15 protein-coding genes are annotated in these 15,731 nt (G+C 64.4%); 9 read left to right on the top strand and 6 right to left on the bottom strand.

Translation table 11 applies throughout. The features are described from left to right. Window positions 1–445: 445 nt before the first annotated feature. The 8 genes from P7F60_RS01485 to P7F60_RS01450 all read left to right on the top strand — a co-directional run bounded on the left by P7F60_RS01485 (window position 446) and on the right by P7F60_RS01450 (window position 8,205). On the top strand, window positions 446–1,606 hold the full coding sequence (locus P7F60_RS01485; RefSeq protein ID WP_277915928.1) for an Mrp/NBP35 family ATP-binding protein: 1,161 nt from the start codon (window positions 446–448) through the stop codon (window positions 1,604–1,606). A 352-nt stretch (window positions 1,607–1,958) separates the two neighbouring features. Then, a complete protein-coding gene (locus tag P7F60_RS01480; RefSeq protein ID WP_277915927.1) occupies window positions 1,959–3,860 on the top strand; it encodes a potassium transporter Kup in 1,902 nt (633 codons plus the stop codon). Between the two features lie 171 nt (window positions 3,861–4,031). After that, window positions 4,032–5,249 carry a cell wall hydrolase gene (locus P7F60_RS01475; RefSeq protein WP_277916490.1) on the top strand — a complete coding sequence of 406 codons (1,218 nt, stop codon included), beginning with the start codon at window positions 4,032–4,034 and terminating at the stop codon, window positions 5,247–5,249. A gap of 261 nt (window positions 5,250–5,510) precedes the next feature. After that, entirely contained in the window at window positions 5,511–5,855 is a 345-nt protein-coding gene (locus P7F60_RS01470) for an AtpZ/AtpI family protein (RefSeq protein WP_277915926.1), read from the top strand. Window positions 5,856–5,935: 80 nt separating this feature from the next. Beyond that, window positions 5,936–6,688 carry a F0F1 ATP synthase subunit A gene (locus tag P7F60_RS01465; RefSeq protein WP_277915925.1) on the top strand — a complete coding sequence of 251 codons (753 nt, stop codon included), beginning with the start codon at window positions 5,936–5,938 and terminating at the stop codon, window positions 6,686–6,688. A gap of 69 nt (window positions 6,689–6,757) precedes the next feature. Next, complete coding sequence (locus P7F60_RS01460) at window positions 6,758–6,985, top strand: F0F1 ATP synthase subunit C (protein ID WP_277915924.1); 228 nt, start codon at window positions 6,758–6,760, stop codon at window positions 6,983–6,985. A gap of 79 nt (window positions 6,986–7,064) precedes the next feature. Then, complete coding sequence (locus P7F60_RS01455) at window positions 7,065–7,712, top strand: F0F1 ATP synthase subunit B (protein WP_277915923.1); 648 nt, start codon at window positions 7,065–7,067, stop codon at window positions 7,710–7,712. Window positions 7,713–7,719: 7 nt separating this feature from the next. After that, the gene (locus tag P7F60_RS01450) at window positions 7,720–8,205 is read left to right on the top strand and encodes a F0F1 ATP synthase subunit B (RefSeq protein ID WP_277915922.1); all 486 of its coding nucleotides are present in this window, start codon (window positions 7,720–7,722) and stop codon (window positions 8,203–8,205) included. Between the two features lie 82 nt (window positions 8,206–8,287). On the opposite strand, the gene P7F60_RS01445 is transcribed toward P7F60_RS01450, so the two are convergent. Together P7F60_RS01445 and P7F60_RS01440 are read right to left on the bottom strand one after the other, a co-directional pair. Next, complete coding sequence (locus P7F60_RS01445; protein ID WP_277915921.1) at window positions 8,288–8,935, bottom strand: ribonuclease HII; 648 nt, start codon at window positions 8,933–8,935, stop codon at window positions 8,288–8,290. Between the two features lie 291 nt (window positions 8,936–9,226). Next, the gene (locus tag P7F60_RS01440) at window positions 9,227–10,384 is read right to left on the bottom strand and encodes a PA0069 family radical SAM protein (protein ID WP_277915920.1); all 1,158 of its coding nucleotides are present in this window, start codon (window positions 10,382–10,384) and stop codon (window positions 9,227–9,229) included. Between the two features lie 140 nt (window positions 10,385–10,524). Here P7F60_RS01440 and P7F60_RS01435 point away from each other — a divergent pair, with 140 nt between their 5' ends. Beyond that, window positions 10,525–11,067 (top strand): glycosyl transferase, encoded by a 543-nt coding sequence (locus tag P7F60_RS01435; protein WP_277915919.1) that lies wholly within the window; start codon window positions 10,525–10,527, stop codon window positions 11,065–11,067. Window positions 11,068–11,087: 20 nt separating this feature from the next. Here P7F60_RS01435 and moaB read toward each other — a convergent pair whose 3' ends face one another. The 4 genes from moaB to P7F60_RS01415 form a co-directional block, all read right to left on the bottom strand. Then, window positions 11,088–11,636, bottom strand: a complete 549-nt coding sequence (moaB, locus tag P7F60_RS01430) for a molybdenum cofactor biosynthesis protein B (protein WP_277915918.1) — start codon at window positions 11,634–11,636, stop codon at window positions 11,088–11,090. After that, window positions 11,636–12,517: a 4-(cytidine 5'-diphospho)-2-C-methyl-D-erythritol kinase gene (locus P7F60_RS01425; RefSeq protein WP_277915917.1), complete on the bottom strand. Its 882-nt coding sequence runs from the start codon at window positions 12,515–12,517 to the stop codon at window positions 11,636–11,638. Before P7F60_RS01425 ends, moaB begins: the two co-directional genes overlap by 1 nt. Before the next feature lie 10 nt (window positions 12,518–12,527). Then, the gene (locus P7F60_RS01420; protein WP_277915916.1) at window positions 12,528–14,483 is read right to left on the bottom strand and encodes a tetratricopeptide repeat protein; all 1,956 of its coding nucleotides are present in this window, start codon (window positions 14,481–14,483) and stop codon (window positions 12,528–12,530) included. A gap of 176 nt (window positions 14,484–14,659) precedes the next feature. Beyond that, window positions 14,660–15,676 (bottom strand): polyprenyl synthetase family protein, encoded by a 1,017-nt coding sequence (locus P7F60_RS01415; protein WP_277915915.1) that lies wholly within the window; start codon window positions 15,674–15,676, stop codon window positions 14,660–14,662. Window positions 15,677–15,731 lie beyond the last annotated feature (55 nt).

Below are 15,731 nucleotides of genomic sequence, written 5' to 3'. Positions count from 1 at the left end.
ATTTTCGGCGCGGCGCCATATCGCGACAGCCGGCCGGCGGAATGACCAAGGTATTGAAAAGGCGCCCTGTTTCGCCGCAGTGAAAACTGGCACGGAATCTGCTTCTGTCCTGGTGGTCCAGAGGGGACTTGTACCGATAGCGCCGAAAAACGGCTGCACGGCAAGACCGCCGGGTCGCGGAAATCGCCAGCCTCGAGGGAAGGCGTCGGTTCCCGTGGCCCGGCGGTCCTGTATCCGGATGCACCTTCCGTTCTCCCGTCCACATCGATTTCCGCCGAAGTTGCGTCGGGCGCCATTGGCGAAGCCGGCGCGGTCGATTATCTAGAGCTGTTCCAGCCGATGACGGCGCTTGTGCGCCTAGCCTTGCGGCAGGACAAAGAAGGGGAGGCGTTCGGCGATTACGCCGGAAGCATCCTCAAGCGGCAGACAGAATGGAGAAGACGCCATGAGCGACGTCACCAAGGATCAGGTCATCGCCAAGCTGAAGACGGTGCGCGGCCCGGATTTCGAAAACAGCATCGTCGATCTCGGCATGGTCTCGGATGTGTTCATCGCCGATGGCAAGGTCTATTTCTCGATCACCGTTCCCGCTGAGAGCGCCAAGGATCTGGAGCCGATGCGCCAGGCGGCCGAACGCGCCGTGAAGGATATCCCGGGCGTCAAGGGCGCCATGGTGGCGCTGACCGCCGACAAGAAGGCGGCGACCTCCGCGCCCGCGGCGCGTCCTGTCGCCTCCGCTCCCGGCGGCCATCATGGCCACGCGCATGGCCCGGGCGGCCACGGCGGCCCGCGCCCGCCCGCCAAAGCCGGCGTGCCCGGTGTCGGTGCCATCATCGCCGTCGCCTCCGGCAAGGGCGGCGTCGGCAAGTCGACGACGGCAGTCAACCTGGCGCTCGGTCTTCTCGCCAACGGCCTGCGCGTCGGCATCCTCGATGCCGATATCTATGGCCCTTCCATGCCGCGCCTGCTGAAAATCTCCGGCAAGCCGCAGCAGATCGACGGCCGCATGATTCGCCCGATGGAAAATTACGGCCTCAAGGTCATGTCGATGGGCTTCCTCGTCGACGAGGAGACGGCGATGATCTGGCGCGGGCCGATGGTGCAATCGGCGCTGCTGCAGATGCTGCGCGAGGTCGCCTGGGGCGAGCTTGACGTGCTGGTCGTCGACATGCCGCCCGGCACCGGAGACGCGCAGCTCACCATGGCCCAGCAGGTGCCGCTGGCCGGCGCGGTCATCGTCTCGACACCGCAGGATCTGGCGCTCATCGATGCCCGCAAGGGGCTGACCATGTTCCGCAAGGTCGAGGTGCCGGTGCTGGGCATCGTCGAGAACATGAGCTATTTCATCGCCCCCGACACCGGCAATCGCTACGATATCTTCGGTCATGGCGGGGCGAAGAAGGAGGCCGAGCGCATCGGCGTGCCTTTCCTCGGCGAGGTGCCGCTGACCATGCGCATCCGCGAAACCTCCGACGACGGCACGCCCGTGGTGGTCTGCGAACCCGACGGCGTTTCGGCGCGCATCTATCGCGAGATCGCCGCCAAAGTCTGGGATCAGTTGGGCGCCAGCCCGGCGCGCAGCGCGCCCGCCATCGTCTTCGAATAGCCGCCTGCAAGGCAGGCATGCAGCCGGGGGGCTTGATTCTTTCCCGACTTTCGGTCAGATGCGCTTGGAAACGGGGCAGGGGGGTGCCGCGCGTGGCGAAATGGCGAGGTCGCGGGTGGAACCCACCGACAGGTGCGACACGGCCTGAAGCTTTGCGCACCGGCATCGAAAAGCACGCGACGGCCAGAACGCACCCTTTGCCGGTGCAGGAGTGATTGCTTGATCAACGCCTATCGTTTCAGCGGTGCGCCCGTTGGCCTCGCGCTTGTCCGTTGATGGTGAAGCCGGTGCATTTGCTCGTTTTCCCTGATTTTTTCCGTTGGAAAGGCGGGCTTTAAGCCTGTTTCGTTTCATGTCTCATCCTGAAGGTCACGCCGCGACCGGCGACAAGAAACAGTCCGGCCTGCTGGCGCTGGCGCTCGGTTCCGTCGGCGTCGTCTATGGCGACATCGGCACCAGCCCGCTCTACGCCTTCCGCGAAGCGCTCAAGCCGATTTCGCATGACGGGCTCACCCAGTTCGAGATCATCAGCCTGATCTCGATGATGATCTGGTCGCTGACCGTCATCGTCACCGTCAAATACGTGCTGTTCCTGCTGCGCGCCGACAATGACGGCGAAGGCGGCACGTTGTCGCTGCTGGCGCTGTTGATGAAGACGGCAAACGGCCATGCGGCGCTGCTGATGCTGCTCGGCCTGATCGGCGCCGCACTTTTCCTCGGCGAGGTGATGATCACGCCGGCGCTGTCGGTGCTTTCGGCGGTCGAAGGGTTGAAGCTCGTCGCGCCGACCATGACGCAATATATCGTGCCGATCTCGGTGACGATCCTGGTCTGCCTGTTCGCCATCCAGTCGCATGGCACCGGCGCGGTCGGGCGCTTCTTCGGCCCGGTCACCGCGCTCTGGTTCCTGGTCATGGCCGGCGCCGGCGTCGCCCATATCGCCGACGATTTCTCGATTCTCGCCGCCTTCAACCCGTTCTACGCCTTCTCCTTCATGCATGAGGAAGGTTTCCTCGGCCTCATCGTGCTGGGCTCGGTGTTCCTGACGGTCACCGGCGCCGAGGCGCTCTATGCCGATCTCGGCCATTTCGGCCGCCGTCCAATCCAGATCGCCTGGTTCACGCTGGTCTTCCCGGCGCTGACGCTGAACTATCTGGGGCAGGGGGCGTTGGTGCTGAAGCATCCGGAAGCGGCCGGCGAACCCTTCTTCCTGCTCTTCCCGCATTGGGCGCTGCTGCCGGTCGTCATTCTCGCCACGGCGGCGACGATCATCGCCAGCCAGGCGGTCATCACCGGCGCCTTCTCGCTGACACGCCAGGCGATCAACCTCGGCTATCTGCCGCGCATGGAGATCCTGTTCACCTCCGAGACCAATACCGGGCAGATCTACCTGCCGGCGGTCAACACCATCCTGCTGATCGGCGTGCTGATGCTGGTCATCACCTTCCGCTCCTCCGAATCGCTGGCGACCGCCTACGGCATCTCGGTGACCGGGGCGATGCTGATCAGCTCCATCCTCGCCTTCGAATTCCTGACGGTGCGCTGGCATTGGTCGCGCATCGCCGCCGCTGCGACGCTGGCGCCCTTCGTGGCGCTGGAACTGGTCTTCCTCGGCTCGAACATCCTCAAGATCGAGCAGGGCGGCTACGTGCCGGTGATGATCGCCTCGACCTTCACATTGATCATGTGGACGTGGCGGCGTGGCACGCGCATCCTCGCCGCCCGCACCCAGCATACCGACATTCCGCTGTCGGCCTTCATCACCTCGATCGAGCGCAAGAGCGCTCACGCACCGGCCTCCGTGCCCGGCACGGCAATCTTTCTCACCAGCGATCCCGACAGCGCGCCGGCCGCGCTGTTGCACAATCTCAAGCACAATCACGTCCTGCACGAGCGCAACGTCATCCTGACGATCCGCACCGTCAACCGGCCGCGTGTCCGCCCCGAGGAGCGTTATGAAGTCGAGCAGATCAGCGAGCGCTTCTCGCGTGTGAAACTGACCTTCGGCTTCATGGAATCGCAGAACGTCACCTATGCGCTGGCGCAGTTGCGCAAAAGCGGGCTGAAGTTCGACATCATGTCGACCTCCTTCTATCTCGGCCGGCGCAAGCTGGTGCCGGATGCGAAATCAGGCATGCCGCACTGGCAGGACCGGCTGTTCATCGGGCTCGCCAATAGCGCTACCGATCCTTCCGACTATTTCCGCCTGCCGGCCAACCGCGTCGTCGAACTCGGATCGCATGTGATCATCTGACGCACGGAACCTTCGCGCCGCGGCGGTAAATCGTTAAAATTCCTGGTCAATTTCGCCCTGACGCCGGTCCCGGTTTCAGGGCGTTTCCGTTTCCGAAGCCCGAATTAGGCCACCTTCGGCGGGCAAGGGGCCCGGATTAACCAAGCATAAAGGTTAATGCGCGATTCTCCGATGCGTTGTCTCGCGTCGTCTTGTCCCCCGTGGAGTACCGTGTTGCGTCAGAAGCGTCGTCCGTCCCGGAAGCCTCGTTTTCGTGCTGAAAACTGGGTGTCTCCTGCCGTCTTCGGCCTGGCCATGTGGCTTGGTTTCCCCTCGGCCCCCGCCTATGGCGATCTCGCCGGGCTGCTTGCCGGTCTTGATCGCGGCAGCGAAAGCTGGCGCATGGTGCTGACCAATTCGCCCGCCGGCTCGATCCATCAGTCTGAATTGGCCTTTGCCGATCCGACGATCACCGGCGCGATCGGGCCCGATGCCGGCCTGGTGCTGCCCGATGGCCGCCGCGTGGCGATCGGACAGGTCAAGAAGGGCGACGGGACGCCGGACGAGGATCGGATCAACCGCCATGACAAGAAGGGGCGGGTGATCGCGGTGGAGAAGGTACTGCCGCCGAAGGATTTCTCGGCCGGTTCCGTGCTGCAGCGCACCTCCTCGCTTTTGACGCCGCAACTGGACGGCAAGGAGGCCCCCGGCTTCGTCAAGCCGAAGATCGGCGGCAAGGAGCTGCAGATCGCCGCCGCCTTCTATCGCAAGAAGGAACCGGCGGCAGCCGCCGGCGTGCCTTCGTTGCTTGCCGATCTCGTCACCAGCGACAAGGCTGACGTGCTGGCCACCGCCTATGCGCCGGCCGCCCCCGATTATTCCCGCGAATCGCCCTTCGATTCCATTCTCGCCAAGCCCGCCGATGACGGCCGTTTCGTGCCGAAGATCGGCCCTGAGGACCATGCCTGGGCCGCGAACGTGCTGCCGCCTTCCGTCTTTTCGCCGGCAGAGCAGCAATGCCTGGCCTCCGGCGTCTATTTCGAGGCGCGTGGCGAGTCGGTGAAGGGCCAGGCGGCCGTTGCCCAGGTCATCCTCAACCGGGTGCGCAATCCCGCCTATCCCAAGACCATCTGCGGCGTCGTCTATCAAAACGAGGACTGGCGCAACCGCTGCCAGTTTTCCTTCGCCTGCGACCGCATCAAGGACCGGGTCAATTCGGAATATCACTGGAAGATCGCCCGCGACGTCGCCATGGCGGTGACGGCCGGAAAAATCTGGTTGCCCGAAGTGGGCTCGGCGACGCATTATCATGCGATCTACGTCTGGCCGCGCTGGGCGCGCAGCATGGAAAAGGTCGGCCGCATCGGGCTGCACGTCTTCTATCGCACCCATGGCGGCGGCTGGAGCTGACGCGAGAATCGCCCGGTCCTCGCGCAGCCGGCGGCAGATTCTTTGCGCGATTGCGTCAGCATTCGCCTAAGGGTTTGAATTTTTACAGTAAAATAGACTCTGAACAACCGCAGCCCCCGCCTTGACTATGCGGGCTGTCAAAACTATGTTGCCGGCGACTTCAAAACGGGTCGAAAGGTGCTATTTACCTGTGGACCATCCCTTCCTGGCTATCGGCAGATTGAGGCAGGAAAAGGACGGCAACGCAGATGGAGAAGCACCATGACGGATAACCGGGACCAGGGTCTGGAGACGCGCCGCAAGCAGCTTGAAGCCGAATTGGCTGGGGTTCGCAAGCAGGCGGCGGATGAGCAGGGCAGCGAAAGACGCGCCGAGGAAAGCCGCAAGGGCTACGCCATGGCGATGAAGCTTTCCAGCGAGTTCATCGCGGCCATCGTCGTCGGCGCCATCCTGGGTTATCTGTTCGACCATTTCGTCGGCACCGCGCCCTGGGGGATGATCATTCTCCTGCTTCTGGGGTTCTGCGCCGGCGTGCTGAATGTGCTGCGATCGGCGGGTCTTGTGGCGAAGCCGCATCCCAGCGACAGGCAGCCGGGACATAAATAAGGCGGGCGGTCCTTCATGGGCCTTTCGTCTTCGAGAGAGGCCACCGCCTGACCGGCGGGAGACATGAAAGAGACCAGACCGTGTCAAACGATCCGATCCACCAGTTTGTGATCCAGAAGATTGTTCCGATCGAAATTGGCGGCATGGACTTCTCGTTCACCAATGCCTCCCTGTTCATGGTGGCGAGCGCCGCCGTCGCTGCGGGTTTCCTGTACTTTGCGACCTCGTCGCGCAGCCTCATCCCGACGCGGGCCCAGTCGGTCGCCGAAATGTCCTATGAGTTCGTGGCCTCGATGCTCAGGGAAGGGGCGGGCAGTCACGGGATGAAGTTCTTCCCGATGGTGTTCTCGCTGTTCATGTTCGTGCTGACTGCAAACCTGCTCGGCATGATCCCGTATTTCTTCACCATCACCAGCCAGATAATCGTCACCTTCGCCCTGGCCCTGCTCGTCATCGGCACGGTGCTGGTTTACGGTTTTTACAAGCACGGACTGCATTTCTTCCAGCTTTTCGTGCCCTCGGGCGTTCCACCGGTCCTGTTGATCCTCGTCGTACCGATCGAGCTGATCTCGTTCCTGTCGCGCCCGATCTCGCTTTCGGTTCGTCTTTTCGCCAATATGCTGGCGGGTCACATCACGCTGAAGGTGTTCGCGGGCTTCGTCGCCTCGCTCGGAACCCTCGGTGCGCTGGGTGTGGGCGGTGCCGTCCTGCCTCTTCTGATGACGGTCGCCCTGACCGGTCTCGAATTCCTCGTCGCCTTCCTCCAGGCTTACGTCTTTGCGGTTCTGACTTGCATGTACCTCAACGACGCGATCCATCCCGGCGGGCACTAAGGATAACGACAACGGCGCCGTGCCGGCGCCAGTCATTCGCCGCAACAATCCATTCTAAGGAGTTCTATCATGGAAGCGGAAGCAGCAAAGTTCATCGGCGCGGGTCTGGCTTGCCTCGGCATGGCCGGCACGGCTCTCGGCCTCGGCAACATCTTCGGCAGCTACCTCTCCGGCGCCCTGCGCAACCCGTCTGCCGCTGACAGCCAGTTCGGCCGTCTGGTATTCGGCTTCGCCGTTACGGAAGCTCTGGGCATCTTCTCGCTGCTCATCGCTCTCCTCCTGCTCTTCGCCGTCTGATATTCGGCTGGGAATAGGGATCACGGCTCGTTTCTCGCGAGCCGTGATCCCGCATGATGCAGGACACCTGGAGGTGAGCATGTTTGTGACTCCGGCTTACGCCGAAGAGACCCCGGCCGCAACCGCACCGGCGGGGCAGGACGCCGCCGCAACCGCGGCCCACGGCACAACCCCGGCTGCCGGCGAAACACACACGGAAACGGGCGTTGCCCACGAAGCCGGCCACGGCTCGGGCGTTTTCCCGCCGTTCGACACCACGACATTCCCGTCCCAGATTCTCTGGCTGGTCATCACGTTCGGCCTGTTCTTCATGCTGATGAAGAAGGTCATCGTTCCGCGCGTCGGTACCATCATCGACAATCGCCAGGACCGTATCTCCCAGGATCTGGATCAGGCTTCACGCCTGAAGGCCGAGGCCGACGCCGCCGTCGAGACCTATGAAAAGGAACTCGCCGCCGCCCGCGCCAAGGGCAACGAAATCGCCTCCGCCGCCCGCGACGCCGCCAAGGTCAAGGCCGATGCCGAGCGCGCCGCCGTCGAAGCCGATGTCTCGGCCAAGCTGGCCGCCGCCGAAGCGCGCATCGCCGACATCAAGGCAAAGGCATTCGCCGATGTCGGCACGATCGCGGAAGAGACGGCCGGCACCGTCGTCGAGCAGTTGCTCGGCAAGCAGGTTCCGCAGGGCGACGTCGCCGCCGCCGTTGCCGCCGCAAAGCAGGAGGCTTGAGACCAACATGGCATTCGATGCAACATTCTTTGCCCTTGTCGGCCTCGTTCTCTTCCTGGCGCTGATCGTCTATCTCAAGGTGCCGGGCATGGTGGCCAAGAGCCTCGACGCCCGCGCCGATGAAATCCGCAACGAGCTGGCCGAAGCCAAGCGCCTGCGCGAAGAGGCCCAGCACCTGCTCGCCGAGTATCAGCGCAAGCGCAAGGAAGCCGAAGCGGAAGCCGCCGGCATCGTCGCTTCCGCCGAGCGCGAGGCGCAGGCCCTGACCGCCGAAGCCAAGCAGAAGACGGAAGAATTCGTCGCCCGCCGCAACGCGCTGTCGGAACAGAAGATCAAGCAGGCCGAGACCGACGCGATCAACGCCGTGCGCTCCGCCGCCGTGGACCTGGCGATCGCCGCCGCCGAAAACGTCATCGCCAAGAAGAGCGATGCCGCCGTGCAGTCCGATCTCTTCAACCGCGCCGTCGGCGACGTGAAGACGCGCCTCAACTAAGCGGATGTCACCATCCTGGAATTTGAAGAACCGGCCTTAGTGGCCGGTTTTTTGCTGTTCGGGCACCGGATGGGAAGAACGCCTATTCCTCCGGACTGTCGGGCGCGGTCGCGCGAAACGGGCGGAAGCTGAGGCGGTGCAGCGGGCAGGGTCCGTGGGCATCGACGGCGCGGCGATGGGCGGGGGTAGGATAGCCGGCATGCGTCCCAAAACCGTAATGGGGATAGACGAGACCGGCGCGCGCCATCATCCGGTCGCGGGTCACCTTGGCGATGATCGATGCGGCGGCGATCGAAACCGAGCGGGCGTCGCCCTTGACCAGCGCCCTGCCGAAGCAGGGCAGGCCGGGCGGCACGTCGCGCCCGTCGACCAGCACCAGTTTCGGCGCGATGCACAGGCTCGCAACCGCACGGCGCATGGCGTCGAGGCTGGCCTTGCGGATATCGGTGGTATCGATGCGCCCCGGCCCGGAGGACGCGACGGAAACCGCGACGGCGCGGGCGAGGATAATCCCGTAGAGCGCTTCGCGCTCGGCAGCCGTCAGCTTCTTGGAATCGTTCAGCCCCTCTGGAATGGCGTCGGGGTCGAGGATGACGGCGGCAGCCACCACCGGGCCGGCCAGCGGCCCGCGCCCGGCCTCGTCGGTGCCGGCCACCGGCCATTGCCCGGCATGGCGGCCGGCAAGCTCATGGTTGAAATCCGGGACGAGGGGCAGGGGATCGAACAGCATCGGGGCATTCCGGAAAAAGCGGATTGCCGGTCTTCTACACGAAAACGCGGCAACCTGAAAAGCAGGGAGAATCGGGCGGCGTTCATGGAACGATGCGGCGGACCATGGACGCCCGCCCGATCTCCTGCAAGCCCCGCCGGAAGGACCGGTCATGGTCCGTCAGGGGCGGCGGACCGGCGGGGCATTCCGGCGGCGAGGCGGTGGAACGCCGACCGGAAATTTCTGTCTCCGAGCATTTCCTGGAAATGCTCCCGGCAAGGACGCTGCGCGGCTTGCCGGAATTGTAGCGGTTTACAGCAGTTGAAGCTGCACGCCGCTACCGCTCGGCGGCACGAACAGGTCATCGCGCAGATGCATGCCGCGCCGGCCGAGGCCGAGCCGCTTAACCGCCATCTCGAAGCGGCGGCCGATCTGCCAGGCATAGGGACCGCTGCCCTTCATGCGCTTGCCGAATTCGGCGTCGTAATCCTTGCCGTCGCGCATCGAGCGCACCAGCGACATCACATGCCGATAGCGGTCGGGATAGTGTTGCAGCAGCCAGTCGCGAAACAGCGGGCTGACCTCCAGCGGCAGGCGCAGCAGCACATAGCTGGCTTCGGTCGCGCCCGCGGCATGGGCGGCGTCGAGAATGCGCTCGATCTCATGGTCGTTGAGCGCCGGGATGATCGGCGACACCAGCACGCTGGCGGGAATGCCGGCCTCGGTCAGCGCCTTGATGGCGTCGAGCCGGCGGCCCGGTGTGGCGGCGCGCGGCTCCATCGCCCGCGACAGCTTGCGGTCCAGCGTGGTCACCGAGATGCCGACCTTGGCGAGGCCGCGCGAGGCCATGTCCTGCAGAATATCGATATCGCGCAGCACCAGCGCCGACTTGGTGACGATGGCGACCGGATGGTTGGCCTTCTGCAACACTTCCAGGATCTGGCGCATGATGCGCCATTCGCGCTCGATCGGCTGGTAGGGATCGGTGTTGGTGCCGATGGCGATGGTGCGCGGCTTATAGCCGGGCTTGGCCAGTTCCCTCTCCAGAAGCCTCGGTGCATCCGGCTTGGCAAACAGCCGCGTCTCGAAATCGAGGCCGGCCGACAGGCCCATATAGCTGTGGGTCGGGCGGGCGAAGCAATAGATGCAGCCATGCTCGCAGCCGCGATAGGGATTGACCGAGCGATCGAAAGGAATGTCGGGGGAATCGTTGCGGGTGATCGCCGTGCGCGGCTTCTCGACCTGGACCTCGGTCTTCAGCGCCGGCAACTCGTCGAGCGTCTGCCAGCCATCGTCGAAGGCGACATGCTCGCGCGGCTCGAAACGTCCCTCGGGGTTCAGCCCGGCGCCGCGGCCGCGGCGGCGCGACCCGTCGATCCTGAGGCCGGACGCCGCCAGCATCGCATCGGCGAACTCCGCCGTATTGGCGGGCTGAAAGGCAGCCCGACCCACATGAGACAGATCGTTCATTGGTCATCTCCGGTCGAGTGCGGTGCGACGCACTCCCTGGTTCCTGATTAAATTCCTATCCCGGAAACAAGAACATTGCAAGAACAAAATGCGGAACGCTTGCCCTTGGCCTTTTGTGCTGCGATGCGGTAAAGAGAGGTATGCTGACGATCCTGATGGAAACCCGCAATCACGAGGCCGAACTGGCGCAGACCCTGTCGGTGCTGGTCGCCGGCGCGGTCGAGGGGCTGGTCAGCGACGTGGTGATTCTCGATTGCGGTTCGCACGATGGTTCGTCGCGGGTGGCAGATGCCGCTGGCTGCCGTTTCTATCGTGACTGGGAGATCGGCACGGTACTCGAATCGGTGCGCGGCGACTGGCTGCTCATTATCGAGCCGGGCGCACGGCCGCTGAGCGGGTGGATTGACGAGATCGCCGATTATGTCGGCTTCGGCCGCCAGCCGGCGCGCTTTTCGCTGTCGCGGCATGATCGCCCGCCGGTGTGGCGGCGGTGGCTGAGGAAGGAAGGGCCGTTGGAATGCGGTTTGCTGATCGCCCGGCGCCAATCGCTGGCTTACGTCGGGCCGGGCATGCGGCTTGCCGATCTGGCGACGGCGGCAAAGCCGGTGCGGCTGAAAAGCGAGATCGTGCCGGCCCGGGCGATGCGGCAGGCGCGGGATGAGAGCATAATCCGACCGGAGTGAAACGAGGATCGAACAGCGCTCTAAGCCTTGCCGCGCTTCAGGTGCTCGTCGAGCCGCGGCATGATTTCCACGAAATTGCAGGGCATGTGGCGATAGTCGAGCTGTGCCGCCAGAATGCCGTCCCAGGCATCCTTGCAGGCGCCGGGGGAGCCCGGCAGCACGAAGATGAAGGTGGCGTTGGCGACACCGCCGGTGGCGCGCGACTGGATGGTCGAGGTGCCGATCTTGTCGTAGGAGATGCGGTGGAAGACTTCGGAAAAGCCGTCCATGCGCTTTTCGAACAGCGGCTCCAACGCTTCCGGCGTGACGTCGCGGCCGGTAAAGCCGGTACCGCCGGTAGTAATCACCACGTCGATGTCACAGTCCTTTGTCCAGGATTCGACCTGATCGCGAATCGTCTGCTTGTCGTCAGGGACGATGGCGCGGGCGACGAGGCGATGGCCGGCCGCCTCGATGCGGGCGGCTAAGGTGTCGCCGGAGCGGTCGTCGGCGGTTGTGCGGGTGTCGGAGACAGTGAGCACGGCGATGCCGACGGGGATGAAGGGGCGGTTTTCGTCCAGACGCGCCATCAATGATTTCCTGCTCGGGTTGCGGTCGCCTCGACGAACCAGTCCGGCTTTTCCGCACGAATCGCAGCGCAGGCATGCCCGGCGCTATGCGTATCGTCGAACACGCCGAAAGCCGTGGCGCCGGAGCCCGACATGCGGGCAAACCGCGCGCCGTGGGCGGCCAGCAGGCCGAGCGCGTCGCCGATCTCGGACACCAGTGCCCGCGCCGGGTTTTCGAGGTCGTTGCGCGTCGCTGCGAGCCAGGCCAGCCAACCGTCGTCGGCGGGCAGAGGACGCGGCAGCGGCGGGTTGGTCTTCGCCGTCAGGCGGCGAAAGATGTCCGGCGTCGAAACCGGCAGCAGCGGATTGACCAGAACCATTGGCAGGACAGGCAGGCTGGCGAGCGGCGTGATCTTCTCGCCGATGCCTTCGGCGAGGAGCGGCCGACTGGCAAAACACATCGGCACATCGGCGCCGAGTGTCAGCAGCAGCGCGTCGAGTCCGGCGACCGGGTTTTCCACCCGCCACAGGCGCATCAGCGCGCGGATGCAGGCGGCGGCATCGGCCGAGCCGCCGCCGATGCCCGATGCGATCGGCAGGTTCTTTTCGAGATGCAGGGAAACCGGCGGCGCCGGCCGCCCTTTGGCTAGAAGCAGGGCGCGCAAACCATCGCGGGCACGGATCACCAGATTGTCGCCCGCCTCCGATATCAGCCCCGCGCCGAAACGTCCCGACAGCGCGAAGACATCGCTGCCGGCCGGCATGGCGGTGACGCGGTCGCAGAGTTGCGCGAAGGCGACCACGCTTTCCATTCGATGATAGCCGTCGGGCCTTTGACCGACGACAGACAGCGCCAGATTGATCTTGGCCGGCGCCGCTTCGGTGATCGCCTGTTCATGCATGCGGGGGCGCTTACTTGACGCCCGCCGGCAGCTTGATGGTCTCGCCCGCCTTCAGTTCACCGGCGGCATCCTTGAGCGACGGATTGAGCTTGAGGATGTCGCTGGCGCGCTTGGCGTCGCCGAGCATCTTTTCGGCGATCTTGGCGACGGTGTCGCCTGCCAGCACCGTATAGTCGGCTGTCGCGCCATCGGCATTGGCCGAAGCCACCTGCTGCGCGGGATCGCTCAAGCCATCCTTGATCTTGGCCTCGATCTTGGGGATCTCGGTCATCTCAGGCTTCATGGTCAGCGCCCGCTGCCATTGGTAGCGCGCCTCGAACTTGCGCCCGACGCGCCAGTAGGCGTCGCCGAGATGGTCGTTGAGCGTGGGATCGCCGGCCTTGAGCTGCACGGAGCGTTCCAGTTCGTCGACGGCGTTGTCGTAGCGGCCGAGGCGATAATAGGCCCAGCCGAGCGAATCGACGATATAGCCGTCATCCGGGCGCAGCTCGGCGGCGCGCTTGATCATCTCGAGCCCTTCGTCGAGATTGCGGTTCATGTCGACCCAGGAATAGCCGAGATAGTTCAACACCTGCGGCTGGTCGGGGTTGAGTTCCAGCGCCTTGCGGAAATTCGGCTCGGCCTGGTCCCATTTCTTCAGCCGCTCATAGGCGATGCCGCGCTGGAAGAACACCGCCCAGTTGCTGCGATTCGGCAACGGGCCGATGGCGTCGACCGCCTTGTCGAAATTCTCGGCCATGGCGGCATAATCCTTGGCATCCGAAAGCACGCCGCCATAGGCGAGATAGCTGCGGATGTCCTTGGGATCGGAAGCGATCAGCGTTTGCAGGTGTTTCTTGGCTTCCTCGATATCGCCGGTCTGGGCGAGCGCCAGGCCGAGCTGCAGCTCGGAAATGCGCCGCATCGGCGAATCCTGCGGCACGCGCTTGTAGAATTCGATGGCGCGTTCGGGCTGTTCGGCGCCTTCCGCCAGCCCGCCGAGCAGCACCAGCGTATCGGCGCTTTGCGGGTCGAGCGCGAAGCTTGCCTGCAGGTAGAGCGCGACGGCATCGTCGGCGCCCTGCCGGTTCAGGGCGCTGCCGACCGAAAACAGCACGGCCGCCGCCCCTTGCGCTGCGGTCTGCACCTGCTGCTGCGGCTTGCCGCCCTGCTCGATGGTCTCGCGCAGGGCCTTCAGCGGCGCGTAATTGTTGATGAAGTTGTCGCCGGCGGCAATCGCGTTGAGAGCCTTCTGCTTGTTGCCCTGCTGCGCCTCCAGCGTCGCCAGTGCGATGACGGCGCGCACATAGGTGTCGGGCGCGGTCTGGCCGCCGTCGCGGTCGGCGACGGCTTCGTTGAGATGCGAGCGGGCCTTGGAGACATTGCCGGTGGCGGCGGCGAGCGCGCCGGCATGATAGTTCTTGAAGATGCCGAACCATTGCGGCCCCTTCATGCCCTCGATCATCGACAGGGCTTCCTTGCCCTTGCCGCTGCCCATGCGCGCCCAGGCGACGATGAGGCTGTTCATCATCCGCTCGAGATCGTTCGGGCCGCTATATTTGAGGATCTTCTCGGCCTCGGCGTAATTCTTGTCGTAGATGGCGTTGAGGCCGCGCACGACGGTGGTGATGCGCTCGACCGAAGGATCGTTCTTCATGTCCTCGGCCAGCTTCACGCCGTCCTTGAAATCGCCGTTCATGAACAGCGCGATCATCAGCCGCTGGCGGATCTCGGGATTGGCCGGCTCCAGCTCCAGCGCCTTGCGATAAAGGCTGATGGCGGTCTTGTAGTCCTTGTCGACATCCGCGGTGCGGCCGGCGAGGAAGGCGCCGGAAAACGTGTCGACGCCGGCCGGATCGAAGGGTTTTTCCGCGACGGCCGGCGTTGCCGTTTCGGCGCGCGCGGGCTGGAAACCAGCCGCGCCGAGCGCCAGGACGAACGCGAAGGCTGCACCGGAGAGAAGACGGATGGCAAATCTTTGCCGCATGAAAATGCCTTTCAACGAGGAACGGGCCGAACCCTGGACATGGACAGGTCGCGCGCGATGATTCCGCAACAGAATGGCTTTTTTGAAGCAGCGCTGCAAGGAAATCCGCGCCGGGGTCCGGTCGGGCGATGCGGGCGGACGAACCTCATCCGCCCGCATCGTCGTGGAGCCGGATGTCAGTTCACGCGCTGGATGGAGAAATCGATCACGTCCATCAGCGCCGATTTCCACGGCGATTGCGGCAGCGGCGCCAGCGCGTCGCGGGCGATCGTGCCGTAATGCTTGGCCCGCGCGATGGTGTCGGCAAGGCTGCCATATTTGGTGATCAGCCCGAGCGCCGTCTCCAGGTTGGCATCGTTGCTGTTGCCACCCTCGATGGCGTCGCGCCAGAAGGCGCGCTCCTCCTCGGTGCCGCGGCGATAGGCCAGAATGACCGGAAGCGTGATCTTGCCCTCGCGAAAATCGTCGCCGACATTCTTGCCGAGGTCTGCCGCCTTGCCGCCATAATCCAGCACGTCGTCGACGAGCTGGAAGGCAAGGCCGAGATTCATGCCGTAGGATTTCAGCGCGTTGCGGCCGGACTTGTCGGTCTTCGCCACGATCGGCCCGACTTCGGCGGCGGCGGCGAACAAAGCGGCGGTCTTGGCGCGGATGACTTGCAAATAGTCGTCCTCGGTCGTCTCCATGTTCTTGGCGACCGAAAGCTGCAGCACCTCGCCCTCGGCGATGACGGATGCGGCGGTGGAGAGCACGTCGAGCGCATCGAGCGAGCCGACATCGACCATCATGCGGAAGGCCTGGCCGAGCAGGAAATCGCCGACCAGCACGCTTGCCTGGTTGCCCCAGATCGTGCGGGCGGTGGATTTGCCGCGGCGCAGGTCGCTTTCGTCGACGACGTCGTCATGCAGCAGCGTCGCGGTGTGCATGAATTCGACGCTGGTAGCGAGCTTGACGTGATGGTCGCCCTCATAGCCGAACATCGAGGCGGAAGCGAGCGTCAGCATCGGGCGCAGGCGCTTGCCGCCGGAGGAGATCAGGTGGTTTGCGACTTCCGGAATCATCTGCACGTCGGAGCCGGCCTTGGAGAGGATGAGCTGGTTCACCCGTTCCATGTCGGCCTTTGTCAGGTCGACGAGCGGCTTCACCGATGCCGTTCTGTTCTTGTTTTCCTCAATCGGTATCACGACGCCCAACGATCCGGACTCCTGTTCAAATACGTCGGGGGACAATAGAAAGGGCGGGAGAGTG

Origin of the sequence: Rhizobium sp. YJ-22 (genome assembly GCF_029601685.1) — a bacterium.
Classification (GTDB): domain Bacteria; phylum Pseudomonadota; class Alphaproteobacteria; order Rhizobiales; family Rhizobiaceae; genus Metarhizobium.
This window is presented reverse-complemented; position numbering and strand designations above follow the sequence as displayed.